Source organism: Sulfuricurvum sp. (assembly GCF_031427015.1).
Classification (GTDB): Bacteria; Campylobacterota; Campylobacteria; order Campylobacterales; family Sulfurimonadaceae; genus Sulfuricurvum.
In genome coordinates, this window is the sequence record NZ_JASJOW010000003.1 from 111,528 (window position 1) to 136,614 (window position 25,087).

Sequence of the window (25,087 nt, forward strand, 5' to 3'; positions counted from 1 at the left end):
TATGACCTATACGATTTACCACAGCACCCGTTTTTTTTATCAGCACGAGGTAGGGTTTAGCCATAATCTGATCCGTCTCCAACCACGGGATACAATCCTCCAAGAGGTTCTTAATTTTGATCTAATCATTGAGCCGGTAGCTGCGGAGATTGAGTCCTATGATGATTTTTTCGGAAACCATTTGCACCATCTACTGGTACGTGAACCCCATACGGTTTTGAATGTTGTAGCACAATCACGGGTGAGGATCGATTTTAATGCCCTTGAGCAGCTTGAAGAGAATCGGGTAAAAGTTTTGACTCTTACCTATTCCCAAGCGTTGGAGCGAATGATGTTTCTAACTCCTGAGATTATTGCCGCGAAGCAGTTTTCTCTAAAAAGTCCGTTATTGCCGATTGCATCTGCGGAGATTTTGAATTACGCGCTGCAATCGATTAAACCGGAGCGCTCGTTGTATGAGGGAATTCGAGAGTTTATCGAACGGATATTTAATGACTTTTCTTTTGTGAGTGGGTTTAGCGATCTCAATACCCCCGTTGAAACGGTTTTTAGTGAAAAAAAAGGGGTGTGTCAAGATTTTGCCCATTTTGCTCTAACGGCATTGCGCGCTAGCGGATTAAGTGCCCGCTATATGAGCGGCTATATTGAAACGACTTCCCATGACGGGGGTGAAAAGCTTTTCGGTTCCGATGCGTCTCATGCGTGGATCGGAGTCTTTTTTCCGGGATTCGGATGGTTTGATTTCGACCCGACCAATAACATGGTACCGCGTGATCAACATATACTTTTGGGATACGGAAGGGATTATAGTGACATCTCACCGATGCAAGGGGTCGTGAGTGGAAGCGGTTCAAGCCATTTAGGGGTTATGGTCGATGTCTCCCGAGAATAGCATTTCTTCTTTTAGAGGGATAAATTCCCTTTTTTTCGAATCATTGTATTTTTTTTAAGCAACCGTTGAGATTACTTTAGGATATGATAGACATAGACCTAATGATGTAAGGGGTGTTGATGCTTGAGCCGGTTTGTCCCGAATTACAAAAATTTTATGATATCTTCGATAGCGTAGATCAGACCAAAGTGTCGGAGTTTAAAGAGTTCTTAGAAGCCAATGCGGTGAATTTTAACCTCTTCAAAGAGGGAAATTTTATTGAACGTTCTTTCCCCTTTGATATGATTCCGCGTATTATCCCAAAAGCCGAATTTGATGAATTGGAAGCGGGGATTATTCAGCGTGTTAAAGCACTCAATGCTTTTTTAAACGATATTTATAACGATCAAAAAATCGTCCAAGACGGGGTCGTACCGCGCGAGTATGTCGATTCCGCTAAAGCTTTTTTGCCTGAATTTATGGGGGTAAATCCTCCTAAAGGGGTGCGTACCCATATCAGCGGGATTGATCTCGTTAAAGATGCGATGAGCGGAAAATGGGTTATTCTCGAAGATAATCTCCGAGTCCCCAGCGGTGTAAGTTATCCACTCACGATTCGTCGTGCCTTTCGCCATACGTATCCTGAGTTTTTTGAGTCGATGAAAATAGCAAAAATAAAACATTACGGAGATGAACTCCGCGCGGCGATGGATTACGTCAATACGGGGGGACTTAATGTCGTCCTCACTCCGGGGCGCTATAACTCGGCCTATTACGAACACAGTTATTTAGCCAAAATCACCGGTGCGACGCTTGCTTCAGGTGAAGATCTGGTGGTCGAAAACGATGAAGTCTTTTTATGCTCGTATGATGGAGAACGTCTCCGTGTCGGAGCGATTTATCGGCGTCTTGATGATGATTTTCTCGATCCCGAGGAGTTTGAACCTGACAGCCTGATTGGGGTAAAAGGGATCACTAAGGCCTACCGTGCAGGAAACGTCGCTATCATGAACAGCATTGGAAACGGTGTTGCCGATGACAAAGGGATTTACTATTTTGTCCCGCAGATGGTTAAATATTACCTGAATGAAGAGCCGATTCTCTCCAATGCACCGACCTATCTCCCCTATTATGAGAAAGATCGCAAATACGTTTTGGATAACATTGATAAGCTTGTCATTAAAGACGTCGCGGAAGCGGGGGGATATGGGGTATTGTTCGGAAATCGTCTAACGAGCGAAAAACGCGCTGAGATTATTGAGATGATTTTAGCGGAACCTCGCCGTTGGATCGCGCAGGAGGTGATCGAATTTTACGATCTTCCGTGTATGATGGAGGGGGGAATTCTCCCTCGCAAAGCCGATTTACGCGCTTATGTTATTCATGGCGAAAAAGTGACCGTCAGCATGGGGGGATTAACCCGCTACGCGATGGAAGAGGGGAACTATCTCGTCAACTCGTCTCAAGGGGGCGGCTTTAAAGATACATGGGTGGTAGAACTATGATAATCAACGGTATAGCAATTTCGGTGAATACCGCACAGCGGCTTTATTGGTTCGGGCGTTACGTTCAGCGGGCAGAGACGATGCTCAAAGAGTTGGTGAACAGTTATGATTATGTGATCGATCGTGATTTTGAGGAGGGGCAAAAACTCTATCGTAAGCTTGGGGTCGAAATCGAATACGACAATGCCCTCGATTTTCTCAAACAAGGGGTATACGGAACCTACGGCGGAAGTATCGAGCAGATTATTAGCTGGGCACGCGAAAATGCGATAGAGACACGTCACTTACTCGACGAGAGAGGATTTGCTACCCTCAATAAAATTCATAATCAATTGGCTTTAGGGAGAGAACGTGCGGTGAGTCCGAGCAATCTTGAAGAGATTATCGACAACTGCAGTTTGATTTTGGGGATATTCTCCTCTGAGCTTGATCGCACAAGAGCCTATCAGCTGATCCGATTCGGGCAACAGATTGAACGTTTTGATCTCATTTTGCGACTTTACGGAGAGATTGAGATGGTTACGGCCGATATCGATGTAATCAATACGATTGCGAGACAGTTGAACCGTAATTATCGCCCTATCAATGTGACCACTTCGGATATTTCTAAGTTTCTTATTTTCTTAAACAGCGTTGTTGATCGTGTGATACAAACGGATGCTTGTGTTTCGGCATCGACTCAATCCCAATCGTGAGCGGCTGTGATATGGGTGTCATAGAAGAGGTCTTTTCGATCGATCTTCCCGTAGGGGAACAGTTTCGGATACAGCGTTGCCGATATACCCCAACAGGGGGTGAAACCTCAAAACGTATCTCTATCGTCAGTGGAATCCACGGAGACGAGCTAGAAGGGCAATATGTCTGTTTTCTTCTTGGAGAGTGGCTTCGCGCCCATGCGGATAAAATCAAAGCGACGATTGATATCTATCCGGCGATTAACAGTCTCGGGTTGGATAGTATCACCCGCTCGGTCCCTTTCTATGACGTTGATTTGAATCGTATTTTTCCCGGGAGCAAAAACGACTTTCTCCCCGCACAAATAGCCGATGGTGTCGTGAGTGCGATGAGGGGGTCTGAAATCGCTATCGACATTCACTCCAGCAATGTATTTTTGCGCGAAATCCCGCAGGTACGGATCGCTAAATCTCAAGAGAAGATACTGGTTCCTTTAGCTAATAAGCTCAATATCGATTTTGTCTGGGTACACGATGCGGTAACCGTTTTGGAATCGACATTTGCCCATGCGATGAATACCCTCGGGACGAAAACCCTTGTCGTCGAGATGGGAGTGGGGATGAGACTGGGCAAAGCCTACGGACATCAACTGCTCGAGGGTATTTTAAATTTGATGGCGTGTGAGGGATTTTTAGATATCGAACCGCTTGATGTCCGGATGCCTATACAGTCGCATGTCGGCGAGGTGGCGTATCTCAACGCTTCGTGTCCGGGATTATTCGTCCCCGCGATCGAGCATTGCCAGATGATTGAAAAAGGATCTATTGTAGGGGCTATTGTTGATCCTCTGAGCGGTCAAACCCTCGATGAGGTCATAGCCCCTATCGGAGGGATTCTCTTTACCCTTAGAGCCTATCCCATCGTGTATGAAGGCTCATTAGTCGGTCGGATTTTTGGGGAGAATGTATGAAGCGTATCGAAATATTCAATTTTAAATCTCCTAATCGGGCTCCGCTGAAAGTCGAAGGATTTTTATTCGGAGAAGAGTCGAAAGGCCCTTCGGTCGCAATCGTCGGAGCGATGAGCGGTGATCATATCAACCAGCTTTATGTGGCATCACGTCTTGTCGAGTATCTGCGCCAAAAAGAGGAAGAGGGAAAAATCAGCGGAAAAATTTTAGTTATCCCTGCCATAAACTCGTATGCGCTGAACATGGGAGAGACCTTTTGGCCGCTCGATAAAACGGATATCAACATGATGTTTCCGGGATATGCGCAAGGGGAGACGACACAGCGGATTGCCGCAAAGCTTTTTGAGGCATTGCAAGGGTTTAATTACGGCATTATTTTGGAAGGCCGCCGCGATCAGGGGATGTGCCTTCCGTATGTAAAACTGATTAAAAGCGATTATGAAGATATCGATTCGGCACGTGATTTGGGGATGCGTTTTATCCATTTTCGTCCTTACAGCCCTATAGAGACGGTAATGCTGCAGTACAACTGGCAGTTGTGGGGGACGAAAGCACTTTCGGTCGTATTCGGTAAAAACGGCTCGATTGACCCGATAAGCAGTGAGGAGGTTCACGGAGCACTGGTGCGGTTTATGGTCAAACGTAAAATCTTGGATACCGCAGTATTTGAGGGGTTTGTCAGCAATATCATTGAACCGGAAAGTATTACTCTGCTGAAAGCTTCACGCGCCGGAATTTTCGACTCCTTGGTATCTTGCGGTACTACGGTATCCAAAGGGGATACGTTGGGACGGATCACAGATGCCCTCAGCGGGGAAAAGTTGGAAAAAATTATTGCGCCGATTGACGGTGTATTGACGTGTCAGTATGCTCATCCTCTTATTTTTCAAAATTCGATTGCTTTTCGGATCGCATCGGTAGAGCACAAAAAATCTATAACAAAAAGTAAATGAAGAAGAGGGTAAAGTTTTAATTTATACAAGGTGGGAAGAGAGATGGAAGAATATCAATCTAATAAATCTAAATCGCCGGCTTTAATCATTGTAGGGGTTGTCACTCTCATCGCTTTAATCGGGGTACTTGTCTATTCAGAACTGGAAAAAATAGAAAGTGAAGAGATGCAAGAGCAATACCATGCAGAAATCAAAAACATTGAAAATTATCTGAATGAGGGAAATTGTACGCAAGCGGCTTCTGAATACGCCCGTGCCAAAGAGACGCGCGATATTATCGTGAAGAGAGGATTGTATTACAGCCTCGGCTCTCACGCCAAACAGGCACACGCCATTGTGATCGCAGAGTGTTTTGCAAAAAATAAAGAGTTTGATACTGCGGTTATACTACTTGATAGTGAAGTGGATGAGGATCCCGATTATCTTTTGAGAGCGTCTGTTATTTATAAGAATGCGGGGGAGCTTGATAAAGCCGAAAAAGCTAAATCAAAAGCTCAAAAATATTAATCTTTTCTCTTTTTAAACGTCGTGGTGGTAATGGTGTAACATCCGTTGATACTCTTCATACACCTGTTGAGGGGTGAGAGAGTTTTTATACATTTTAAGAATTTGGCGTATAAAATCGATAGGGTACTCGATTGAGAGACCTGCATTGCGTGCGTAAATTTTAGCGAGAGTTTCGTACATCCCCTCATAAATGGCAGGTTCTTCCGCTTTAAGCCGTTGGAGATTTTCTTCGGCCTGAATCAGCTTAGTATCATTGAACTCGCCTCGTTCGTTGATCGTTTTACGAATCTCTACATACTCTTTTAGATTTTTGCGGTTGAGAACGTAATCAGTAAAAGTTTCTATGAGTGACATGTTTTCTCCTTGTTTATCCGTGAAACTATTGTACGCCTTAAGTATAGCAAGAGCGTAGCAAAAGCTTATTAAACCCCGAAAATCTTTTTGGCCCGCTCTAAATCTTCCACCGTATCGATCCCGAATCCCGCACTTGCCACTTTGACCATCGAGATTTTTTTGCCGTGGTAGAGGGCGCGGAGCTGTTCGAGTTTTTCGATGTCCTCCAGCGGTGCTTCGCCGAGGGCGCAGAAATCGTGGAGCGATTTTTTCGTAAATCCGTAAATCCCGATATGTCCGAAATAGTTCGCTTCTCCGCTTCGGTTAAACGGGATAGGAGAGCGGGAGAAATAGATGGCGTTATGATCGACGTCGGTAATGACTTTTACCAAATTAGGGTCTTGCGCCGATTCGGTATTGATCGCGTTGTAACAGCTCCCCATGATAAACGGTGTGTTTTGCGCTTTGAGGGCGTTGAGCCGTTCGATCAGGAGTTCGAGTACTTCGGTTTCGATAAACGGTTCGTCCGCTTGGACGTTGATGATGAGCTCATCATCGGGTACATCGATGATCTGGGCGCACTCATTGATACGGTCGGTTCCGCTTTTATGGGTGGTCGAGGTGAGACGTGCTTCGACACCGTGAGCGGCGCAGATATCGAGGATTTTTTCATCGTCACACGCAACCACGACACGGTCGATGGAGGCGACCCGTTTGGCGGTACGAATCACCATCGGTAGACCGCCGATGTCGGCTAAAACTTTTTCGGGAAAGCGGGTGGAGGCGAGACGGGCAGGGATGATAATCATAGTTAAACCTGATATGAAGTGATATAATTGTTGAATTATATCCCAAAGGGTGAAAGATTGGGTGGTTTGAGTTTTTTTGGTTAAAATGACAACTGTATTGTAGTTATATTGATGAGATTGAAAGAATTAGTAAGTAAGTTTCAATACCCTTGGCTGCATCTCAAGTATGCAGACTTACAAGGGAATTTCAAAGAAGATTATAACATTTTTTAGGGAAAGATTCAAATGACTGAAATAGCTATTAAAAAATACATATCAGATGCACGTTTTAATAAATACAGTTCATTTGATGAATATCAAGAAAATCTGATTTTATCAAAACAATTTTATATTCCACTATCGATTTTAGAAGTATCTTTGAGAAATGCAATTGATAGCTATTTTGTAAATCTATACGGTCATAATTGGCTTCTTAATGAAGCACAATTTTTACAGAGAGATGCTCTTGAAAAGATTTTTCATGCAAAAGCGAAGCTATCAGAAAGACGTGAAAATATCACTCATGCTAAACTTACGGCTGAATTAACGTTAGGCTTTTGGACTTCTCTTTTTCAAAAACCATACGATAAAACGATGCGTTTACAAACACTCAAAGGGATTTTTTCAAATCTTCCAAAACAAGAGGTTAAGTTTATCGATAGAAAAATTATTTCGGCGCAACTGAACCATATCCGAAAATTTAGAAACAGAATTTTTCATTTTGAGAAAGTAATAAACAAAGAAGAATTTAACACAATTCAAAATGATATAGATGAAGTGCTTTATTTTTTAAATAATGATGTTTATGAGTTTGTAAAAAGGTTGAATTCATGAGTCTATTAAACCTGTTTGTGTCGAAATATCAGCTCTATTTGCCGACGGAAGAAGAGTTGAGGGCGGAGATAGAGAGGGATGTTTGGGAGTTGGGGTTGATGAGGAGTGATTATGGGTAAAATAAAACAAAATGCTTTATCTCAAAAAATGGGAGATATATTTCATTATTATGTAGCCATAAAGCTTTTATTGGAAAATAATGATTGGGTTAAATGTAAAATTGAAAAATATGGCGATATTGCTTTAATTGATAATACGGGAAAGCAAATCTACAACATTGAAGTTAAACACCATACAAATAAAAATGAATTAAATGTTTATGAAGAAGAGTTTTTAAAAACTTTATCAAATTGGTTTGACATAAGAACTCTTTTTAATGAAAAAACTAAGTTGATTTTAATGACAACTTCTACCATATCTTCAGGTAATCCACTTGAACATTGGAATGAATTTGATTCAAATAAAAAATATAAAACTATACAAGAAAATCAAACTAAAAATGATGGAACTTATTATGTCAATATTAGTAAGTATTTTTTTAAAATCAATAAAAATATTGATGAATTAAAAGTAATATTAGCAAAATTTGATATTCAATATTCTTTGTGTGACATATTAGAAATCAAAAATGAAATAAAGCAAACATCCCATTTTAGATTGTTTGGAAATAGTGAAGAAAAAAAAGACAAAGTAGTTGATGAATTATATGGTTTAATTGGGAGAGGCTTAGAAAATAAAGACAAATGGGAAATTACAAAAAGTGAATTTGATCAAAAACTTGTTGAGTCAACTGGACTAGTTCAAGATAAAATTTTAAGAACCAATAGCAGTGTAAATACACAAAATATAGATACAAATATTACAAGTTATAAAAATAAACAATTCATAAAAAAGCTTGAAAATATTGAGTTCAAAGAAGATGTCTTTCAATCAGCAATAGATAATTATGCAAAAACAATTATTGAAGTTGCAGAAAGAATGACTTTAAGCTCTTCATTAGAATATGATGAAAGATTGGAAAATTATGATGAAAGCTTAGTGAAGCTTGTCAATGATACAAAAACCGAATGTAGATATAAAAGAAATTTGACAGATATTGAAAAATCACAAGATAGCTATTTTAAAATCATGGGTTCAACAAAGATTCCGTTTATGCCTGAAGAATTTGATGATCAAACAACTTTTTTCCAAAAAGGTTATCTACATTTTTTAGCAGATGACGAAGATGAACCGAAAAAAGTATGTTGGTCATTAAAACCAGAGGATGAAAGATGAATTTAGCTAAAGCAATTTATTATAACTCAATAGCTCCTGAAAATATTAGCCAATTAGTTTTGAATATTGTTAAAGGTTTTGAAAATTCAAAAATAAGAAAGCTCAATTATTTTGATTTATTCATTATCATTCCCTTTTATAGCTATAGCCCTGCACAAAAACAATTTGAAAGAATAGTATTTAATCAAATAAATTCATTTCAAAGAGATGTAGAACGGAATCCAGAGATATTTTCAAATTTTAATTTTCAATATGAAAAGAGTATCAGGCATATAAAGCAAGGTATTTTATACGCTTTAGAGAAAGAATTAATAGTAATGGATGATAAGTTGGATATTACAATGAATACAAAATTCACAAGTGATATTAAAATTATTTTTAATATGGGAAAAGTTTTTTCAACAAAATCAACAGCAAGTTTATATAATTTTTTTGAGGTGGATATAAATGTTATTTAGAATAAATGAAATTGGGTTGTTTCAACAAGGTAAGAAGGACATTGTAAAGTTTAATGATGAAATAAATTTTATTAGTGGTGAGTCAAACACTGGGAAAAGTTCAATTGGAGCGATAATTAACTATTGTTTAGGTTCAAGTAAAAATATTCCTGGGGCTAAAATAGCAAATGAACCAGATATTTTTTCAATCAATGTAACTATTGATACTCATAATATTTTAATAGCTAGAAATAAATTTAATGCTACAAAGTTAAAAGGTGAAAAATATATATTTTTAAAAAAAGTTGAATATAACTTTTCTTTATATGATATAGATATGTCATTTTTTAATGACAATCAATCAGAATACTTTACAAAAGATGATTTTATAGAATTAGAAATTCCTAAATATTTTTCTTCATTCCCTCCAAAAACGAGACTTAATGGTAAGGAAATGGTTAGACCTACCGTAAGGAATATGCCACCTTTTATGCTGCAAGTGCAAGATACGATTAAAAATCAAAGTCATTTATTCTATCAAATGTCAGGAATTAAATCAAAAGGAATTAAAAGAGATTTTGAATTATTTTTAGGTTTAGTTGATTTCAATATTTACAATAAGATCAATAGAAAAAATGAAATTATAAAAGAATTAAAAAAAATTGAAAACAGTAAAAGTCTGTATGAAGATGAACTAAAAAAAGAATACTTTAATTTAAAAAGTAGTTACCATAGATTGTTTACTCATTTAAATCAAAATATAGATGTTGAAACATTAGATAAGGAATATTTACTCAATCAAGAGAATCTGAATAATTTAAAACTAGAATATAACATAGATAGCGATATAGGAAAAAATATAGAAAAACTCGAAAACAAAACTAATCAGCAAAGCAGATTGGTTGAAAATTTAAAAATTGAATACTCAAATATAAAAAATCAAATTCAGCATATAGATACTGCTAATTTAAAATTACAAGTTAAGCAAGATATACATTATTCAAAACATTGTCCTACTTGTAATTCAGAGATTGAAAAAGAGATAGAAGTTTTTGAAATAGCAAAACAAAAAATATTAAGTGAAAAGACTTTTTTACACAATGTGAATCGGGATATCTTAGAAGAAAAAAAACAAGATATAAAAGAAAAATTAGATACTGAAAAAGTATCATTAGATGCTCTAAACAAAGAACTTAATGAATTAAAGCATGATTCTAAAGAAGCAATAACAATTAGAAAAAAGGAACAATTGCTTTATGAAATAAAAGGAATGATTAAAAAAAATATTCAAACAATAATTGAGTATGAAGAGAAATCATCGAATGATTCTCAAATAGAAGCTTTACAACAAGAATTAGAAATATTAGAAAAAGAACTGATTAAAATAGATATAAAAAAGAAAAAACAAGAAGCAGAATTATATATAGGAAATTACTCCACAGAAATGCTAAAAACATTGCCTTTTGATAGAGATTTTGGTGAGCCAAATTTAAAATTTGATATAAAAGATGTAACTGCTTATCAACAAACTACCAATAATATTTTTTACTTATCAGATATTGGTAGTGCCGAAAATCATTTGTCATTTCATTTATCTGTATTCTTAGGGCTTCATAAATATATATTGGAACATAATCAATCAATATTACCATCTTTAATATTTTTAGATCAACCAAGTCAAGTTTATTTTCCTAAAGAAGAAGATTTTAAAAATGGAACGGGCGATATTAAGAAAGTTGAAGATATGTATAAATCTATAATTAAATTTATTGAAGATGCAAATAAAACTTCAATGTTTAGTAAAATCCAAATTATTATAGTTGACCATTTTTATAGTGGAGAAGAATGGTATCAAAAATATTTAGTAGAGCCACGATGGGAAAAAGACAAAAAATTAGGATTGATTAAGGGATAAAATGGGGATAATAAATCTTAGTAGTAGAGAGAGAAATCATCAAAGTATTCAAAAATCGATCAGTGTGAATCCTTCGACAAGCTCAGGGCGAACGGAGAAAATATACCGAAAAAAGTGAATAATTTCGACATATTATAAAAACGTGTCGAAAAAACAGCAAAATCTATATATAACTAAAAAAGGTATCTAAATGCTCCTTTATCAACCCGACGGAGGCTATTGTTACAACAGCGATTCGATACTGCTGTACGGGTTCATCTCCCGTTTTACCCCGAAGGGAAAAATGCTCGATGTTGGTGCGGGGAGCGGAATCGTGGGGCTTTTGATCGGGCGCGATTTTTCGGAGGTTACGCTGGAGGCTGTAGAAAAACAGCCGTTATACGCCGAATTTGCCCGTCGTAACGCACAGATAAACGGGATCGGCTATACCCTCCATGAGGGAGATTTCTTAGAACTCGGTGCTCACGGAAGCTATGATTGGATTGTCTCCAATCCCCCTTTTTATCATGAGGGATCATCACGCTCTGAGAACCCGATTCTCCACCAAGCCCGCTACAACGTCCATCTCCCGATCGTTCCGTTTGTCACTAAAATATCGAAACTTCTAAAATCCTCCGGCGAAGCGGCGATTTGTTACGATGCACGCCAGTTTGCAGAGCTTTGCAGTGCTTTTGAGAGTAGAGGATTAAGAGTCGTTGAGGTACAATTCGTCCATTCTAAAGCAGATCGTCCCAGTACGCTGGTCATGATCCATGTTAAAAAAAACAGTAAATCGGCTCTCACCGTGTTACCTCCGCTTATCACGGAAGAAGAGGGCGGATATACCGTCGCCGTGCAGGCAATTTACGATAAAGCAAAGGCACACAGTATCAAATGTCCGATTATATGACACAAGAAGGTTTCACGTACGCATTCGATCCCTCTGCTTGCGCCGCATGCGGCGGAAACTGCTGTACCGGTGAGAGCGGCAATATTTTTGTCTCTGTTACGGAGATAGCGGCAATCGCAAAACTGCTGGAGATCGATGAGGGGGAGTTTCGTCGTACATTTTTGCGCAAAGAGGGGTTTCGATTTTCACTCAAAGAGAAGATGGTAAAAGACTCTTATGATTGTGTGTTTTTTGACCGTTCACTAAATGGGTGTACTATTTATCAAGCTAGACCGTTGCAATGTCGAACCTTCCCTTTTTGGGATTACTTTCGTCACCGTATCGATGAGCTTAAGCTAGAATGTCCGGGAATAATTCATGATTAAATATCTCTCTGCCGCGTTATTGGCTATCTCTATCGCTCATGCCGCACCTGCTGTGGCGTACAACACAAAAGTGTTAGAAGATACTTACACTCTGTATGCGCTTGATGCCCAAATGCGTCAAAAATACCATCAATCCTCAGTATTTTTTGCCGAACTTTACAAACAGACCTCAAAAAAAGAGTATCTTTACCAGTCTTTGCGTATGTTGGAACAATCTAACGATTTGAAAACACTCTCAAAATTAACCTTTGAATCGCTTAAAGTTCTCCCTGAAGATGAAGTGTTAAAACGGTTTGAAGTGATTGTTTTGCTTAAAGAGGGGAAATTTGCAGAAGCGTCGCAAAAAGCTTTAGTATTGAGCGAAAAGGGTAAAAAATCTCCTGATTATCTTTTGTATGCGGAAACACGTTTAAAGCTCGGTGATTTTTCAGGGGCAACGGCGGCATTGAAAAAATCGTATGATTTGAATTATGATGAATCGACGGCAGAGAGAATAGCCTTGATTCAATATACCCAGTTGGGGAAAAAGGCTGAAGCGATTACGTTTTTGAAAGAGCATATCGGAACGCAGGGGAACAGTCAAATCCTCGGTAAACGTCTGGGAAGTTTATACGCAGACAACGGCGAGCTGGGTAAAGCCGCTCTCATGTATGAAGAGACGTATGATGCTTTCAAAGATCCGGCATCTGCCGAAGAGGCGCTTAAAATATATCTTTATGAGAAAGATTTTTCAAAAATGACGGGTTTACTTGAAAAATCCCATTTAAATGATCCCCTTTTACTCGATTTGTATGTGAGAGTCAAAGCGTTTGATAAGGCTTCAGCCCTTGCACAAACACTCTATGAAAGTCAAAACAACCCTATTTATCTGGCACAAAGCTCCGTTTTTAGATACGAAGGTGCAACCAACCGAAGCGATCCCGTATTGATCGCCGAAGTGATTGAAGGGCTCAAAAGGGCCAATAGCGATTTAGAAGAGCCTCTGTATCTCAATTATTTGGGTTACCTGATGATCGATCATGATGTCAATGTTTCCGAAGGGATGGGCTATGTCCGTCGTGCACTGGAAAAACAACCGGATTCTCCGTTTTATATCGATTCGCTTGCATGGGGACATTATAAACTGGGGGAGTGTATCGAAGCACTCCGTTTGATCAAACAGGTCGAATCGATGATCGGCAGTGACGAAGAAGAGGTGAGAGAACACCTTAAAGCCATAGAAAAGTGTAAAACCAAGGAGAAATAAGTTAATGATATTAGATGAGATTATCGCAAAAACCAAAGAAGATTTAAAAGAGCGGGAAGCCAAATTTAGTATGGAGTGGCTTGGCCGCTCACTTGCGTTCAATTCTCGTGCTCCCCGTGACGTCCGTCCGTATCTCACCTCGACTCCCGAGGAGCCCTACCGCATTATCTCCGAAGTAAAAAAAGCGTCTCCCTCACGCGGAGTGATTCGTGAGGACTTCGATCCCGTCGCGATTGCGCAAGCGTATGAACGGGGCGGTGCTAATGCGATCTCTATCCTTACGGAACCCCATTTTTTCCAAGGCAATCTCGATTATCTCGCGGAGATTCGCCGCTACACGAGTATTCCGCTTCTGCGCAAAGATTTCATCATCTCCAAATATCAGCTTCTCGAAGCACTCGTCTACGGAGCCGATTTCGTCCTCCTTATCGCGGCGGCACTGAGCAGGGACGAACTCAAAGAACTTTTGAATTATACGCGCCATTTGGGAATGGAAGCGCTTGTTGAAATTCATGACAAAAGCGAACTCACCAAAGCGATTTATGCAGGTGCCGATATTATCGGGATTAACCATCGCAACCTCCAGAGCTTTGAGATGAATATGAATCTCAGCTACGATCTCATTCCCCTTATTCCAAACGGAAAAATCATTGTTGCCGAAAGCGGTATTTATGAACACGGTCAATTGGAAGATTTGAATAAAGCGGGGGTCGATGCCTTTTTAGTCGGTGAGTCTTTGATGCGTCAGGATGATGTCGAAACAGCATTGAAACAATTGAAAAACGGGTAAAAGCAGCTAAAAATAGTTGTTACCTATTGATTTTATAAATCTAGTGATATAATAATAAAATTTTAATTATCAGGTAAATTTTATTATGAATTCTTATACTACATACAAGCGTCTAATCGCTAAGACCGTTATAATCTCTCTGCTGGCCAGTTTAGCAATCGCTTTTGTATACGGTATTTTTATTAAAAAACGGGCGATTGACGATCTTGCCCGTGTCGATGCCCGAAAAACCAGCCGATTGGCGTTTGAAGCGCTTTATTCGGCTATGGAAAAAGGGTGGAGTAAAGAAGAACTGGACTCGATCATTGTTCGGCTCAACGATGTAGAGCCGAATATGCGTATCAATGCGTATCGCAGTCCGATCGTTGCGGAACTCTTCGGTGACCGCGAGAATGATAAAAATATCCGTGAACATGACCCGATGGTAGCCAGTGCCATGAAGGGTGAAGAGATTTTAGCGGGCGATGATGAAATCCGTTATCTCTACCCGATTGAGGTTAAAAAAGAGTGTCTCAGTTGTCACACCAATGCAAAAGTAGGAGATATCAACGGCGTTATTGACGTTCGATTTCCGGTTGCCAATCTGAAAATTTCACTGACCACGATGATCAACTCCTTTATTATCTTTTTTGTCAGTTTTACCATTATTATTTTTGCTATTTTGTACTACAAACTTAACGCCCTTTTGGTTCAGCCTATCAAGCAATTTATTGTAATGATCCAAGATATTATCAGTAATAACGATATGGCGAAACGTATCAGCCTCAAAACAAAAATTTTAGAAGTGAAAAATATTGAAAATTATTTCAATAAAATGTTGGACTCGATCCAAGATTACTATGAAAAGCTTCAAGAACTTTCCGATCGCGATTATCTGACCGGACTGTATAACCGCCGAAAATTTGAAGAGTTTTTAACGTATGAGGTTAAGCGTTCCGTGCGTCACCGTCATAAATTTACCGTTTTGATGATCGATTTGGATAATTTCAAATACATTAATGACACCTACGGACACGCATCGGGAGATTTGGTACTCAAAGAGGTGACCAATATTTTTGGATCGAATCTCCGAAATGCCGATGTTTTAGCCCGTATCGGAGGGGATGAATTTGCCGTTATTTTGCCGGAAACATCGTATGAGAGCGGATATGCTGTTGTAGAAAAACTCCGCTCTTCCCTTGAAGTAACACCGATCTCATTGATGTTCGATCAAGTCTCTTTGACCGCAAGTTTCGGAATTGCCGAGTATCCCGAACAGGGTGAGAATATCGAAACATTGCTGACCGGATCGGATTTGGCCATGTACAAGGCCAAACGTGCGGGGAAAAATACGATTGCCCGCGCCGATCAGAGTGATCAGGAGATGGCAAGCGAAATTCAGAAAAAAGGGGAGTTCTTACGTCGTGCGATTGATGAAGATAGAGTGGAACCTTTTGTACAGCCGATTTATGATGTCAAAAGCGGAGATATTTTTGGATACGAAGTATTGGCGCGTATTCGTGACGGTCAGCGATATATGGCGGCGGGACAGTTTATCGAAGTTGCGGAGAGCCTCGGATTCGCACCGAAAATCGATCAGATTATTTTGACAAAAGGGCTATTGGCACGTGAAGAGAAAGGGATGTGGGATAAACGTTTTTTCTTTAACCTTTCAACCAAAAGTCTTTTCGGTGGTGATTATGTTGATGTCATTAAAGCCCATTATGAACGATACCCTCAGGGGATTGAAAACACGGGTGTCACCATCGAAATTTTAGAGCGTGAAGCAATCCACAATGTGAACGGATTGATGGATATTATTGAAGAGATGAAGAAAGTAGGGATTACGTTTGCCCTTGATGATTTCGGTTCAGGGTTCTCTTCGTTTGTCTATCTAAAATATTTCGATACCGATTATGTGAAGATCGACGGTGAATTTGTCAAAAATATTGTGGTCAATGAGAAAGACCGTATTTTTGTGAAACATATCCATCAGATCGCGAAAGAATTCGGCAAAAGAACCATTGCGGAGTATGTAGAGGATAAAGAGACTCTCGACATCCTAAAAGAGATCGGCGTCGATTATGCGCAAGGGTTCCATTACGGTCAGCCTCATCAGCTGGTATAACGCTATTCGACCCGATTTCGACCGTTTTGCTTAGCAAGATAGAGCTTGGAATCAACCATTTGAATGTATTTTTGAATGGTATCTTTGGTCACGAAAGCGAGATCGTGGGTATCGATTTCACAGACACCGATACTGACGGTATAGGTGAGAAGAGCTCCTTCGTATTCGAGTTTTGCTTCATCACTTCGCCGACATATTTTTTCAGCCAAAAGGTGGGCTTCTTTATAGTTCGTAGAGGGGAGGAGGATTAAAAACTCTTCTCCGCCGAATCGGAAAATAAAATCTGATTTCCGCAGAGTTGTCTGTAAACTCACCGCAAAGCTTTTGATGACTTCATCTCCGGCAAGATGGCCGAAACGGTCATTAACCTCTTTAAAATGATCCAAATCACACATAATGATGGAGCATTCGCTTTCGGTCGCTTTTGCGATCTCAATTTGTCCCATGACGATTTTTTCAAACAGACGCCGTCCAAGAAGTCCGGTTAGCGGATCTTTCGTATATTCTCCGATGATCAGCATATCATTGATAATCGCGATTTCATTACCGATTTCTAAAGAAGTGTAATCCAGATGCTGTAACATCTGAATCATATTTTTATGATCGAGTTGCTTGGAGTTGTGTTGTGAAAAAATATTGAAAGCCAACTCATGTAAGGTGATATGAAGACGTTGAATATCGCTGAAATGACTTGTATTGGAGAGATAAGGGATGGATGGGTTGTGTAGCCATTGCCCAAAAGAGCATTGGGTATGGTCGAGTTCACAATGGCTCCCTTCCCGTGCGGTTCCTTGTAACTCTGCGATGAGCAAGAGCATCCATTCTAGATGGTGCTGATAATGGATCATCAGATGTTTTTCAATCAGGTGGGAGAGATGGGAGAGGCGTACATGATGTTTGGTTGCCAATTTACGTAAAAATTGATGGTAATACTCTTCTGCGATACGGGATTCTAAACGGGTAAATTGGGTATTAGCTTGGGCGATGGAAGAGCACTTTTCTTCCGATGCCAAAAGGCCCAAAATTTCACGTGCAACACTTGAGAGTTCACTATGAACGAAAAGATAGGGGAGATCATTGTGAATACAAAAATCGAGGTAGTCTTCAATGGTTTCGGCTTCATCTTGGGTATCAAAGGAGTCAAATACGACGAGGAGCCGCTCTTTTTGCTCGTTGATTACTTGTCCGTACGATGAATCGTAGTGGGCAAAGCATTCACTGCTTTGTACATCTTGGGTAAAACGCTCTAAGGTTAAGCGTATAATCGGCAGATAACTTTTCCATTGAAGCATCAGACCCCTTTTTTTTGTAATTTAGCTTAATAGTTTTTTGGCGCACTCATTGATACGTTTGCCATCAGCCGTCGCACCGAGTGCTTTAGACGCCGCACCCATGACACGTCCGATATCTTTCATCGATTCTGCGCCGGTTTCTGCGATGATAGTGCATAGAGCATTCTCTAGTGCTTCATCACTCAGTTGTTTCGGGAGATAGAGTTCAAAAATAGCCGCTTCGGAAGCCTCTTTTTCATACAAATCTTCACGTCCCGCATCACGGTATTGGCTCATTGCGTCTTGACGTTGTTTAACTTGTTTTTGGATGATTTTGATGATATCTTCATCGCTGAGTTCTTTGCGCTCATCCACTTCAATCTGTTTCATCGCACTGCTTAAAAGGCGCAGTGCATCCCGCAGGGGAGCGTTTTTCTCTTTCATTGCCGTTTTAATATCATTATTGATTTGTTCTTTTAAACTCATAACTATCCCTTGGAACTATATTTGCTTATTATAGCTAAATATGACTCGGATGGGATAATGCGCATACCACTTTATTTTTCGATACTCTCAGCATCCTTGTTACTAAGCGGTTGTACTGCCCATTTAACTGAGCCTGAAATTACGTTTACCCCGCCGAAATATGTCGAAGAGATGCCATCCCGTGAAGAAGAAAACAGCTTCGTTGCACGGGGTAGTCTTTTTGGGCAAGGGGACAGTCCCCTTTTCTCCGACCATAAAGCGATGCATGTTAATGACATTGTCACCGTCGTAATCTCTGAACAGGCGAGAAGCTCGAATCAAGCGAATAAAGCATTGACGGAAGAAGATACTATGGGTCTCAACGGAGGGCTCTTCAGTTCGGCAGGACAAAATTCAGCCGTAAATTCTGCAATCGGAAAACTAAACGGCTTAACGAATGTCGGGTTTAGTGCCGGATCGTCATCGGATTATTCCGGATCGGGATCCTCCAGTAAAAATGCCTCTTTTACGACGACCGTATCCGCAAGAATCGTAAAAGTGATGTCAAACGGTAATTACTTTATCACGGGACGTCGTGAGATAATGGTAGACGAACAAAAGCAGATTATGCAACTTAGCGGAGTCATACGACCGTATGATATCGATCAAAATAACCAAATCAACTCGGCTAAAATTTCTGACGCTAAAATTCTTTATGCGAATGAAGGAGATATTGACCGCTCTATCAACCAAGGGTGGGCAAGTAAAATGGTGGGAGCCGTCTGGCCGTTTTAAGGAATGATCCTTAGCGGATCATTTGCATCGGATCGATGTGTGCATTACGCTGCGTTACCTGAAACATCAACTCTTTTCCTACGCGCCCAATAATCGAACCTTGTTTAAGACGTTTTCCCACTTCGACCGTAGGGGCAATTTTGTCCAAATGGGCATAAATCGTGTGCAATCCGTTATCGTGCTCGATAATAACAACGTTTTCAAGCATTGCAGTCGGTTTGGCAAGGATAACTTTGCCGTTGAGTACCGATTTGACTTTGGCATCGGCTTCGGTTGGACGGAGTGAGACGGAGTCATTAAAGATTTTGATGCCGTAAATCGGATCAGTATACGGGCCAAAGCGCTTGGTTACGACGTAGCCATCAAGCGGTGCAATGGTACGTTCCCCCGAATACCCCGCAACATTAGAGGGGCTGTATTGGGCAACGGCACGTTTAACATCTTCAGGTACCGGTTTGGAACCCGGTTTTTGGGCTACCAAAGATGGCGGAGCTTTTTTAGGTTTTAGAGATTCACGTTTGATAATATTGAGGTTGGCAAGGGTGTTTTGGAGTGAGCGTTGCTGATTCAGGATTTTGTCTAACGATTTTTTATACTGATTTTTCTCTTTTTCGAGAAGCGCTATCGCTTTTTCATTCTCTTTTTTGGTCTCTAGCACTTTGTTTTTTTGCTCATCAATCACGGCAATCGATTTTTTCAGTATCGTAGTTTGTGACGAAAGGCCGGAGATTTTTTCGGCATTTTCGGCAAAAACGAAGTTAAGTTCTTTAATCTCTTGTTGAATTTGCTTGAGATGAAGTTTCAATGCCTCTTCGGTAATGATAGCATCGGCTTCTTTCGCACGGTCGTCATTGATGAGTAATGAGATGGAAGTATTGCGCGCGATTGCAAAAACAAGACGTTGTTCAATATCATTTTGAGTTTTAATCAACATTGATTGCTGTGTTTCGAGTCCTCGTAACGTCGTTTTGTTGGAGAGATAGGTGTTTTCTTTCGATTTAAGCTCTTGTACGAGTGTGTTGAGATGCTGCTGCTGGGTTCCGACGATCTGACGTTGTTGGATAATTTTAGAGGCGGTTGCTTCGAGTTTTGCATTTAAAGTTGAATAGGTCTGTTTGGTTTGGTTCAATTGTTTCGAGGTATTTTGAATCTTATCATCAATTTTTGCCGCAGGGAGCGATATCGACAATAAAGTGACGAGAATCAGCGAGAAAGGGGTGCGCATTTATTCCTCTTCTTCATTTCCGATGACAATCATCAAAGTAAGGACGATAGATACCCCCAGTGCAATGAGAAGGGATCGGACAGCGTCATTAACAAAATCAAAAAGTTCGATACTGATGCCGACGGTGCGCAAGAGCAGATCCATCCATCCGTATTGTTCGATAACAAAGAAGGCAAGGCACAGCACGATTGTCGCAATGATGGCATCGACGATTGCCAGACGGAAGAGTACCGCCGAACGAAGCCATACGGGAGCACCGAATAACGCCATAATCGACATCCGTTCCGCATGTTGGAATTGCCACAATCGCATCTCTTTAAGGATGAGAAGTGAAGTGACCGCCGCAATCGCAATCGAGAAAATTTGGACAACATCTTTAAACAAAAGCATCAATTTATAAACCGTATCATGGCTTTGCGCATACCCTTCAACCCGCTCAACCGCAGAGTGTTTTTGGAGCCGTTTTTGAAGTTTTGAAATCTCTTGAGGGGTCGGAAAACGGCTGAGATAGATACGATAAAACTTCGGCAATGTCAGTTTGAGAAGATCGAGATTTTTTTTGCTCATCTCCCCTTCCAACCGTTTGAGTACTTGATCGGTAGCAATGCTCTCACTTCGCTCGATGATCGAATCCATCGCTTTAAATTCAGCCCCGCTGAGCGTTTTATTAGAAACGACAATAATAGAGTAATCATTTTTGAGACGATTTTCATACGCTTCAATCGTACGATCAACGGCGACATAGATTTGTACCGAAAACAAAACGGTAAAAAGTGCAATGATGAGTGAAATATGGTTTTTAAGCGATTTCATGAATATTCCCCATCTCGATATGGTAATGTTTATAAGGGACGGTAATGCTGGAAGGGATATTATGGGTTACAACGACGACTGTCGTCTTAAGCTGGGTATTTGCACCCTCTAATAGGTTCCAAATCACCTGCGATGAGTATTCATCCAAATTTCCGGTCGGCTCGTCCGCTAAAATCAAAATAGGGTTGTGGGCAAGCGCTCGCGCCATAGCGACACGTTGCTGCTCCCCGCCGCTGAGTTCCAGCGGAAATTTACCCGATTGATGTATGAGTTTGACGTGACCGAGCAGTTTTTGTACCTGTGAACTGCTGATATCTTTGGTATAGCCTGAAATAATAAGAGGGAGCATAACGTTTTTTTCGATCGTCCACTCTTTGATCAGTTTGTAATCTTGGAAAACGATACCGATATGGCGGCGGAGGAAATTGAGTTTGGAAGTACTGATACGACTCATTTTGACTCCACCGACCATAAGCTGACCCGCTCGAGGTTCAATCGCTCCGTAGAACGATTTAAGCAAGGTAGATTTACCGCTTCCGCTGGCACCGGTAATAAACACAAAGCTTCCTGCGTCGATAGCAAAACTGGCTTTGCTGATGATGGTTTCGAACTCTTTATAGGAGAGTGAAAGGTTTTCTGCAATAATAACTTTATCCATGTATCAACTCGTCTAGTAAGATGTGGGCATTGAGATTCGCAGAAGAGCGAACGGGTAGGGAAGGGTAATAGCGTGCTGTACCGTTTTCTATAAGAACATAGGTGCTCTCAGGACGGTCAAAACTTCCCATAGCAATACGTATCATGCTTCCGTTATCGCCGACGCTAAAGGTACGTTCTACGTGTATAAATCCCCATTCGCGTTTATAGGTCTCTTTAGAGAGACGATTTACCACAGCGGCGTCGATATTCCCCTCGGAGAAGGTAAAATCGCCTACCATATCCGGTTCGGGACTCTCTACGTCACAGGTAAAGGTGACATCATAGATATTTTTCTCTTGCTTTTTCCAACGGTCTTCGTATTTGCTGACGATGGCGATTTCTTGGTTTTTGCGAACATCAAAACGGCTTTGACGCGGGGAACTGAATGTCTCCAACGCGAAACGGTAGTAGTTTTCACTGTCGGTGCGAAGTTCCAAGGTTCCGCCGACACGCAATACCCGCTCCGATTCTTTTAAAAAGGCTTCGGAGATAACACGGCGGTGAGGTTTTTTATCCCACGGTACCGGAAAATGGACGTAAATTTTACCGACGATATTGGAGGGGACAAATTCCAAAAAGAGGCGCGCATCGTAATCAAGGATCATGAGGTTCGTGATGTTTTGGATAACGATTTGTTTAAGTGCCTGTTCGATTGAGGGTTTATGGATTTCAAGCCCGATAAACAAGACATCCGGATTGGCGAGGGCTTGGTGGAGGAGATGGCGTGCCGAACCGAATCCGACCTCAATCCTTACTTCACGCTCTTTGGGGAAGTTGTCGGCGAAAAATTGGATTGATTTAAGGGCATCATGCGTTTTGAGATGGGCGTTTTCAGGGGCATTGTCGACATTGGAATCGAGAACAGGGGAACCTGAACACTTCGCATAGGCGAGCAGTGCGTGTTTGAGTAAGAAATTAGGGGAAGGGCGGGTGACTTTATCACTTTTGAGGAGTTTTTTGATGCCGTTATTTTTGTAAACCAAGAAGAATTCTTTCCCTTTGTATCGGGTAGCGATCAGGGCCCCTTCGTCGCGATTTTTGTAATTCGCTTGAAAAAGAAACTCTACCTCACCGCAATGAGCGGGAAAGGTGAGGGGATGAAATGATTCGAGGTTTAAATGCGGCATTCTCTATTTTGCCTCATATCTAAGTTCGATAGCTTGGGTCGGGAGAGATCGGATACCGTTTTTATCGACGCTCATGATTTCATAAAGATAACTGACATCGGCTCGGATATCGGTATCACGGAAACTCGGTTCTATGATGTTATTGATATCGATACTTTCACGGCTAATCCAACTGGTCTTAGTGGTTTTGATTACGGTAAAAGAAACGGTGCGCGGATCGGTATTTTTCCATTGTAACTCCGTCGCTTTGTTCACGATTTTCCCCTCATAGGCAATCGGTGTTTGCGGTTTGGAGAGGGTGGAGCCTTGGGTCGCTACCGAAGAGAGAAGACTCTCTAATCCGTCTTTATCCACAGCGGTTATTTTATAAAAATAAAATTTTCCGTCTTCGGTAATCGTATCGGTAAAACTGGTCGATTCGAGTTTGACGTGATACTCGAATGAACCGTTAGGCGTAGCGGAGCGATAGATATTGTAGTGGCTTAGATCAGGGATACTGCTCGGCTCCCAGCCTAACTTAATGGCACGCGGAAGATCGTTGGTCGAGGTGATGTTACGGATTTCGGGAGGAAGAGGTTTGGTGATCACCTTGCTCGCTTCACTCGGTTCTGTTACCAGTTTATCGAACGTTACGGCTTTAATGCGGTAGTGATACACTTGGCCGTCTTTGAGCTCGCGGTCAATAAATTCAGCGTTTAAACGTCCCGTAATCGTTGCGATAGCGACCCATTTTGAATCGGTTGCATCTTGACGCTCAAGAATGTAGCTGTTGATTTTACCGTTTGGATGCGGACGCCAAAGGAGTTTGGCACTGCGTGGCATATTGCCGACCGCTTGGAAAAAGCTTACCGGCGCGATCATCGGTTGTGTGGCAACGAGCATGGTTTCACTGGCAACCGATTCGCTCCCCTCTTTGGTAATAGCGGAAAAACGGTATTGGTATTCACTTGCGGGTTTGAGGTCGCTGTCTACATAATGGGTTGCAAAACGGCTATCGATGGTTGCGATTCGCTGGAGCTTTTGATCTTCGGCACCGGGAGTGTTACGATAGACGTAATAGCCGCTCACTCTAGGGTCTTCAACCGGCTTCCACTCGAAAGCGATAGAGGTGATATCGGCAATAAATCCGTTCATGGACGGAGTCGGAAGTGTCGAGTCAATCGTAACGGCTTTAGGGGCTACAGGCTGAGGGACACAACCGGTAAAACTAAAGAGACTCAGAGCTAAAGAGGCGCTCAATGCGTAACGGATCGATGAGTTCATGCAATTCCTTTGAATCAAAATGTTTTTCTAAATAATTTTCTACCACGGAACCTAAAGGGGCGGTGAAATTGACCCTTATTTTAGTGGTCGGATGGGTAAAATAGAGGTTATAGGCATGAAGCAAGATACGTTCCATTTTATCGCTTTTTGCGGAGGTTCCGTAGAGATGATCGCCGATGATATGGCGGCTGATCGATTCGAGATGAACCCGTATTTGATGGGTCCGTCCGGTGAAAAGTTTGCACGCGATCAGCTCTTCGGTTTCATCATGGCTCATGAGGAGTTTGGCAAAGGCGGTTTTGGCACTTTTGCCGCTCTCGCTGATAGCCATTTTGAGACGATTGTGGGCGCTTCGTCCGATAGGACGGTCGATCACGGTGATCTCCTCTTTCATCGGCGGTGTAATGACGGCGAGATAAAAACGCCCCATACTCTTGTCTTGGAGTTGTAAGGAGAGCGCTTCGTGGGCTTCGTTATTTTTGGCGATTACCATCGCACCGCTGGTTCCGCGGTCGAGTCGGTGGACGATTCCGTGACGCTCTTCGCCGCTGAGGGTTGAGAGGGCGATCCCTTTGTGTTTGAGCCAATCGACGAGAGTCGCCTCTTTGACGCTGGGTGCGGGGTGGACGGTGAGGGAGCTGGGTTTGTTGATAACGAGAATATCATCGTCTTCAAATAAAACTTCGACATCGAAGTCAATCTCTTGAGCGGGGGTTGATTTTTGTTCGGGGAAGCGGATGGTGACTTTTTGATTGGGTTTGAGTTTGAGTCCCGACTTAGCGGTGGCTTTAGCGTCCACGCTAACGCAGTTCTGCTCGATAAGCTGAGTGATCTGATTACGGGTCTGAGCCAGCTGTTGCGTTAAAAAAACGTCTAAACGAACGGCTTCGTCAGTCGTGAATGAAGATTCTTCTTGTGTCAAAATAGGGTGCCTTTTGGTATCGTTTTTTCAAGATAAGACATTGTAAA

General features: G+C 41.3%; 27 protein-coding genes. 17 read left to right on the forward strand and 10 right to left on the reverse strand.

The window, feature by feature from the left end; all coding sequences use genetic code 11:
* Position 1: 1 nt before the first annotated feature.
* The 6 genes from RMO68_RS05860 to RMO68_RS05885 all read left to right on the forward strand — a co-directional run bounded on the left by RMO68_RS05860 (position 2) and on the right by RMO68_RS05885 (position 5,481).
* A complete protein-coding gene (locus RMO68_RS05860) occupies positions 2-892 on the forward strand; it encodes a transglutaminase family protein (protein ID WP_310439786.1) in 891 nt (296 codons plus the stop codon).
* 119 nt (positions 893-1,011) lie between these two features.
* Positions 1,012-2,376 carry a circularly permuted type 2 ATP-grasp protein gene (locus RMO68_RS05865; protein ID WP_310439787.1) on the forward strand — a complete coding sequence of 455 codons (1,365 nt, stop codon included), beginning with the start codon at positions 1,012-1,014 and terminating at the stop codon, positions 2,374-2,376.
* Complete coding sequence (locus RMO68_RS05870; RefSeq protein ID WP_310439788.1) at positions 2,373-3,071, forward strand: alpha-E domain-containing protein; 699 nt, start codon at positions 2,373-2,375, stop codon at positions 3,069-3,071. The genes RMO68_RS05865 and RMO68_RS05870 overlap by 4 nt, the downstream gene beginning before the upstream one ends.
* Positions 3,038-4,021, forward strand: a complete 984-nt coding sequence (locus RMO68_RS05875) for a M14 family metallopeptidase (RefSeq protein WP_310439789.1) — start codon at positions 3,038-3,040, stop codon at positions 4,019-4,021. The genes RMO68_RS05870 and RMO68_RS05875 overlap by 34 nt, the downstream gene beginning before the upstream one ends.
* Positions 4,018-4,974 carry a M14 family metallopeptidase gene (locus RMO68_RS05880; protein WP_310439790.1) on the forward strand — a complete coding sequence of 319 codons (957 nt, stop codon included), beginning with the start codon at positions 4,018-4,020 and terminating at the stop codon, positions 4,972-4,974. The genes RMO68_RS05875 and RMO68_RS05880 overlap by 4 nt, the downstream gene beginning before the upstream one ends.
* 42 nt (positions 4,975-5,016) lie before the next feature.
* Complete coding sequence (locus RMO68_RS05885) at positions 5,017-5,481, forward strand: hypothetical protein (RefSeq protein WP_310439791.1); 465 nt, start codon at positions 5,017-5,019, stop codon at positions 5,479-5,481.
* A gap of 12 nt (positions 5,482-5,493) precedes the next feature.
* Here the strand turns inward: RMO68_RS05885 and RMO68_RS05890 are convergent, their stop codons facing one another.
* Both RMO68_RS05890 and kdsB read right to left on the reverse strand, forming a co-directional pair.
* Entirely contained in the window at positions 5,494-5,835 is a 342-nt protein-coding gene (locus tag RMO68_RS05890; protein ID WP_310439792.1) for a hypothetical protein, read from the reverse strand.
* A 68-nt stretch (positions 5,836-5,903) separates the two neighbouring features.
* The gene (gene kdsB, locus RMO68_RS05895; protein WP_310439793.1) at positions 5,904-6,623 is read right to left on the reverse strand and encodes a 3-deoxy-manno-octulosonate cytidylyltransferase; all 720 of its coding nucleotides are present in this window, start codon (positions 6,621-6,623) and stop codon (positions 5,904-5,906) included.
* A 225-nt stretch (positions 6,624-6,848) separates the two neighbouring features.
* On the opposite strand from kdsB, the gene RMO68_RS05900 reads away from it, so the two are divergent.
* From RMO68_RS05900 to RMO68_RS05945, 10 genes are all read left to right on the forward strand, one after another.
* Complete coding sequence (locus RMO68_RS05900) at positions 6,849-7,436, forward strand: hypothetical protein (RefSeq protein ID WP_310439794.1); 588 nt, start codon at positions 6,849-6,851, stop codon at positions 7,434-7,436.
* Positions 7,433-7,555 carry a hypothetical protein gene (locus tag RMO68_RS05905; RefSeq protein WP_310439795.1) on the forward strand — a complete coding sequence of 41 codons (123 nt, stop codon included), beginning with the start codon at positions 7,433-7,435 and terminating at the stop codon, positions 7,553-7,555. Before RMO68_RS05900 ends, RMO68_RS05905 begins: the two co-directional genes overlap by 4 nt.
* Entirely contained in the window at positions 7,548-8,711 is a 1,164-nt protein-coding gene (locus RMO68_RS05910; RefSeq protein WP_310439796.1) for a hypothetical protein, read from the forward strand. Before RMO68_RS05905 ends, RMO68_RS05910 begins: the two co-directional genes overlap by 8 nt.
* Positions 8,708-9,169, forward strand: a complete 462-nt coding sequence (locus RMO68_RS05915; protein ID WP_310439797.1) for a three component ABC system middle component — start codon at positions 8,708-8,710, stop codon at positions 9,167-9,169. Before RMO68_RS05910 ends, RMO68_RS05915 begins: the two co-directional genes overlap by 4 nt.
* Positions 9,159-11,063 carry a DUF3732 domain-containing protein gene (locus tag RMO68_RS05920; protein WP_310439798.1) on the forward strand — a complete coding sequence of 635 codons (1,905 nt, stop codon included), beginning with the start codon at positions 9,159-9,161 and terminating at the stop codon, positions 11,061-11,063. The genes RMO68_RS05915 and RMO68_RS05920 overlap by 11 nt, the downstream gene beginning before the upstream one ends.
* Before the next feature lie 190 nt (positions 11,064-11,253).
* On the forward strand, positions 11,254-11,952 hold the full coding sequence (locus RMO68_RS05925; RefSeq protein ID WP_310439799.1) for a tRNA1(Val) (adenine(37)-N6)-methyltransferase: 699 nt from the start codon (positions 11,254-11,256) through the stop codon (positions 11,950-11,952).
* The gene (locus tag RMO68_RS05930) at positions 11,937-12,317 is read left to right on the forward strand and encodes a YkgJ family cysteine cluster protein (protein ID WP_310439800.1); all 381 of its coding nucleotides are present in this window, start codon (positions 11,937-11,939) and stop codon (positions 12,315-12,317) included. Before RMO68_RS05925 ends, RMO68_RS05930 begins: the two co-directional genes overlap by 16 nt.
* Positions 12,310-13,563, forward strand: coding sequence for a hypothetical protein (locus tag RMO68_RS05935; protein ID WP_310439801.1), 1,254 nt, complete (start codon positions 12,310-12,312; stop codon positions 13,561-13,563). The genes RMO68_RS05930 and RMO68_RS05935 overlap by 8 nt, the downstream gene beginning before the upstream one ends.
* Before the next feature lie 4 nt (positions 13,564-13,567).
* On the forward strand, positions 13,568-14,353 hold the full coding sequence (trpC, locus tag RMO68_RS05940) for an indole-3-glycerol phosphate synthase TrpC (protein ID WP_310439802.1): 786 nt from the start codon (positions 13,568-13,570) through the stop codon (positions 14,351-14,353).
* A gap of 85 nt (positions 14,354-14,438) precedes the next feature.
* Positions 14,439-16,460, forward strand: a complete 2,022-nt coding sequence (locus RMO68_RS05945) for a diguanylate cyclase (RefSeq protein WP_310439803.1) — start codon at positions 14,439-14,441, stop codon at positions 16,458-16,460.
* Between the two features lie 2 nt (positions 16,461-16,462).
* On the opposite strand, the gene RMO68_RS05950 is transcribed toward RMO68_RS05945, so the two are convergent.
* Together RMO68_RS05950 and RMO68_RS05955 are read right to left on the reverse strand one after the other, a co-directional pair.
* On the reverse strand, positions 16,463-17,752 hold the full coding sequence (locus tag RMO68_RS05950) for a sensor domain-containing diguanylate cyclase (RefSeq protein ID WP_310439804.1): 1,290 nt from the start codon (positions 17,750-17,752) through the stop codon (positions 16,463-16,465).
* Positions 17,753-17,773: 21 nt separating this feature from the next.
* Complete coding sequence (locus RMO68_RS05955; RefSeq protein ID WP_310439805.1) at positions 17,774-18,217, reverse strand: GatB/YqeY domain-containing protein; 444 nt, start codon at positions 18,215-18,217, stop codon at positions 17,774-17,776.
* Positions 18,218-18,274: 57 nt separating this feature from the next.
* On the opposite strand from RMO68_RS05955, the gene flgH reads away from it, so the two are divergent.
* Entirely contained in the window at positions 18,275-18,991 is a 717-nt protein-coding gene (flgH, locus tag RMO68_RS05960; RefSeq protein WP_310439807.1) for a flagellar basal body L-ring protein FlgH, read from the forward strand.
* 10 nt (positions 18,992-19,001) lie between these two features.
* On the opposite strand, the gene RMO68_RS05965 is transcribed toward flgH, so the two are convergent.
* Genes RMO68_RS05965 through RMO68_RS05990 form a run of 6 tightly spaced genes read right to left on the reverse strand, consistent with a single transcriptional unit; the run spans position 19,002 to position 25,040 of the window.
* On the reverse strand, positions 19,002-20,216 hold the full coding sequence (locus RMO68_RS05965; protein WP_310439808.1) for a murein hydrolase activator EnvC family protein: 1,215 nt from the start codon (positions 20,214-20,216) through the stop codon (positions 19,002-19,004).
* Positions 20,217-21,029, reverse strand: coding sequence for a cell division protein FtsX (locus RMO68_RS05970; protein WP_310439810.1), 813 nt, complete (start codon positions 21,027-21,029; stop codon positions 20,217-20,219).
* Positions 21,016-21,687 carry an ABC transporter ATP-binding protein gene (locus RMO68_RS05975; RefSeq protein ID WP_310439811.1) on the reverse strand — a complete coding sequence of 224 codons (672 nt, stop codon included), beginning with the start codon at positions 21,685-21,687 and terminating at the stop codon, positions 21,016-21,018. Before RMO68_RS05975 ends, RMO68_RS05970 begins: the two co-directional genes overlap by 14 nt.
* Entirely contained in the window at positions 21,680-22,855 is a 1,176-nt protein-coding gene (gene trmB / locus RMO68_RS05980; RefSeq protein WP_310439812.1) for a tRNA (guanosine(46)-N7)-methyltransferase TrmB, read from the reverse strand. Before trmB ends, RMO68_RS05975 begins: the two co-directional genes overlap by 8 nt.
* Before the next feature lie 3 nt (positions 22,856-22,858).
* Positions 22,859-24,118 carry a hypothetical protein gene (locus tag RMO68_RS05985; RefSeq protein WP_310439813.1) on the reverse strand — a complete coding sequence of 420 codons (1,260 nt, stop codon included), beginning with the start codon at positions 24,116-24,118 and terminating at the stop codon, positions 22,859-22,861.
* Positions 24,063-25,040: an RluA family pseudouridine synthase gene (locus tag RMO68_RS05990; protein ID WP_310439814.1), complete on the reverse strand. Its 978-nt coding sequence runs from the start codon at positions 25,038-25,040 to the stop codon at positions 24,063-24,065. Before RMO68_RS05990 ends, RMO68_RS05985 begins: the two co-directional genes overlap by 56 nt.
* Positions 25,041-25,087: the final 47 nt, after the last annotated feature.

Bases quoted from the DNA above. Each gene is read 5' to 3' on its own strand.
- RMO68_RS05910 (WP_310439796.1), top strand. From the start codon at position 7,548: ATGGGTAAAATAAAACAAAATGCTTTATCTCAAAAAATGGGAGATATA.
- RMO68_RS05900 (WP_310439794.1), top strand. From the start codon at position 6,849: ATGACTGAAATAGCTATTAAAAAATACATATCAGATGCACGTTTTAAT.
- RMO68_RS05925 (WP_310439799.1), top strand. From the start codon at position 11,254: ATGCTCCTTTATCAACCCGACGGAGGCTATTGTTACAACAGCGATTCG.
- RMO68_RS05955 (WP_310439805.1), bottom strand. From the start codon at position 18,217: ATGAGTTTAAAAGAACAAATCAATAATGATATTAAAACGGCAATGAAA.
- flgH (WP_310439807.1), top strand. From the start codon at position 18,275: ATGCGCATACCACTTTATTTTTCGATACTCTCAGCATCCTTGTTACTA.
- RMO68_RS05945 (WP_310439803.1), top strand. From the start codon at position 14,439: ATGAATTCTTATACTACATACAAGCGTCTAATCGCTAAGACCGTTATA.
- RMO68_RS05890 (WP_310439792.1), bottom strand. From the start codon at position 5,835: ATGTCACTCATAGAAACTTTTACTGATTACGTTCTCAACCGCAAAAAT.
- RMO68_RS05865 (WP_310439787.1), top strand. From the start codon at position 1,012: ATGCTTGAGCCGGTTTGTCCCGAATTACAAAAATTTTATGATATCTTC.
- RMO68_RS05950 (WP_310439804.1), bottom strand. From the start codon at position 17,752: ATGCTTCAATGGAAAAGTTATCTGCCGATTATACGCTTAACCTTAGAG.
- RMO68_RS05985 (WP_310439813.1), bottom strand. From the start codon at position 24,118: ATGAACTCATCGATCCGTTACGCATTGAGCGCCTCTTTAGCTCTGAGT.
- RMO68_RS05885 (WP_310439791.1), top strand. From the start codon at position 5,017: ATGGAAGAATATCAATCTAATAAATCTAAATCGCCGGCTTTAATCATT.
- RMO68_RS05915 (WP_310439797.1), top strand. From the start codon at position 8,708: ATGAATTTAGCTAAAGCAATTTATTATAACTCAATAGCTCCTGAAAAT.
- RMO68_RS05930 (WP_310439800.1), top strand. From the start codon at position 11,937: ATGTCCGATTATATGACACAAGAAGGTTTCACGTACGCATTCGATCCC.
- RMO68_RS05965 (WP_310439808.1), bottom strand. From the start codon at position 20,216: ATGCGCACCCCTTTCTCGCTGATTCTCGTCACTTTATTGTCGATATCG.
- RMO68_RS05920 (WP_310439798.1), top strand. From the start codon at position 9,159: ATGTTATTTAGAATAAATGAAATTGGGTTGTTTCAACAAGGTAAGAAG.
- RMO68_RS05935 (WP_310439801.1), top strand. From the start codon at position 12,310: ATGATTAAATATCTCTCTGCCGCGTTATTGGCTATCTCTATCGCTCAT.
- kdsB (WP_310439793.1), bottom strand. From the start codon at position 6,623: ATGATTATCATCCCTGCCCGTCTCGCCTCCACCCGCTTTCCCGAAAAA.
- RMO68_RS05905 (WP_310439795.1), top strand. From the start codon at position 7,433: ATGAGTCTATTAAACCTGTTTGTGTCGAAATATCAGCTCTATTTGCCG.
- RMO68_RS05880 (WP_310439790.1), top strand. From the start codon at position 4,018: ATGAAGCGTATCGAAATATTCAATTTTAAATCTCCTAATCGGGCTCCG.
- trpC (WP_310439802.1), top strand. From the start codon at position 13,568: ATGATATTAGATGAGATTATCGCAAAAACCAAAGAAGATTTAAAAGAG.
- RMO68_RS05870 (WP_310439788.1), top strand. From the start codon at position 2,373: ATGATAATCAACGGTATAGCAATTTCGGTGAATACCGCACAGCGGCTT.
- RMO68_RS05975 (WP_310439811.1), bottom strand. From the start codon at position 21,687: ATGGATAAAGTTATTATTGCAGAAAACCTTTCACTCTCCTATAAAGAG.
- trmB (WP_310439812.1), bottom strand. From the start codon at position 22,855: ATGCCGCATTTAAACCTCGAATCATTTCATCCCCTCACCTTTCCCGCT.
- RMO68_RS05860 (WP_310439786.1), top strand. From the start codon at position 2: ATGACCTATACGATTTACCACAGCACCCGTTTTTTTTATCAGCACGAG.
- RMO68_RS05970 (WP_310439810.1), bottom strand. From the start codon at position 21,029: ATGAAATCGCTTAAAAACCATATTTCACTCATCATTGCACTTTTTACC.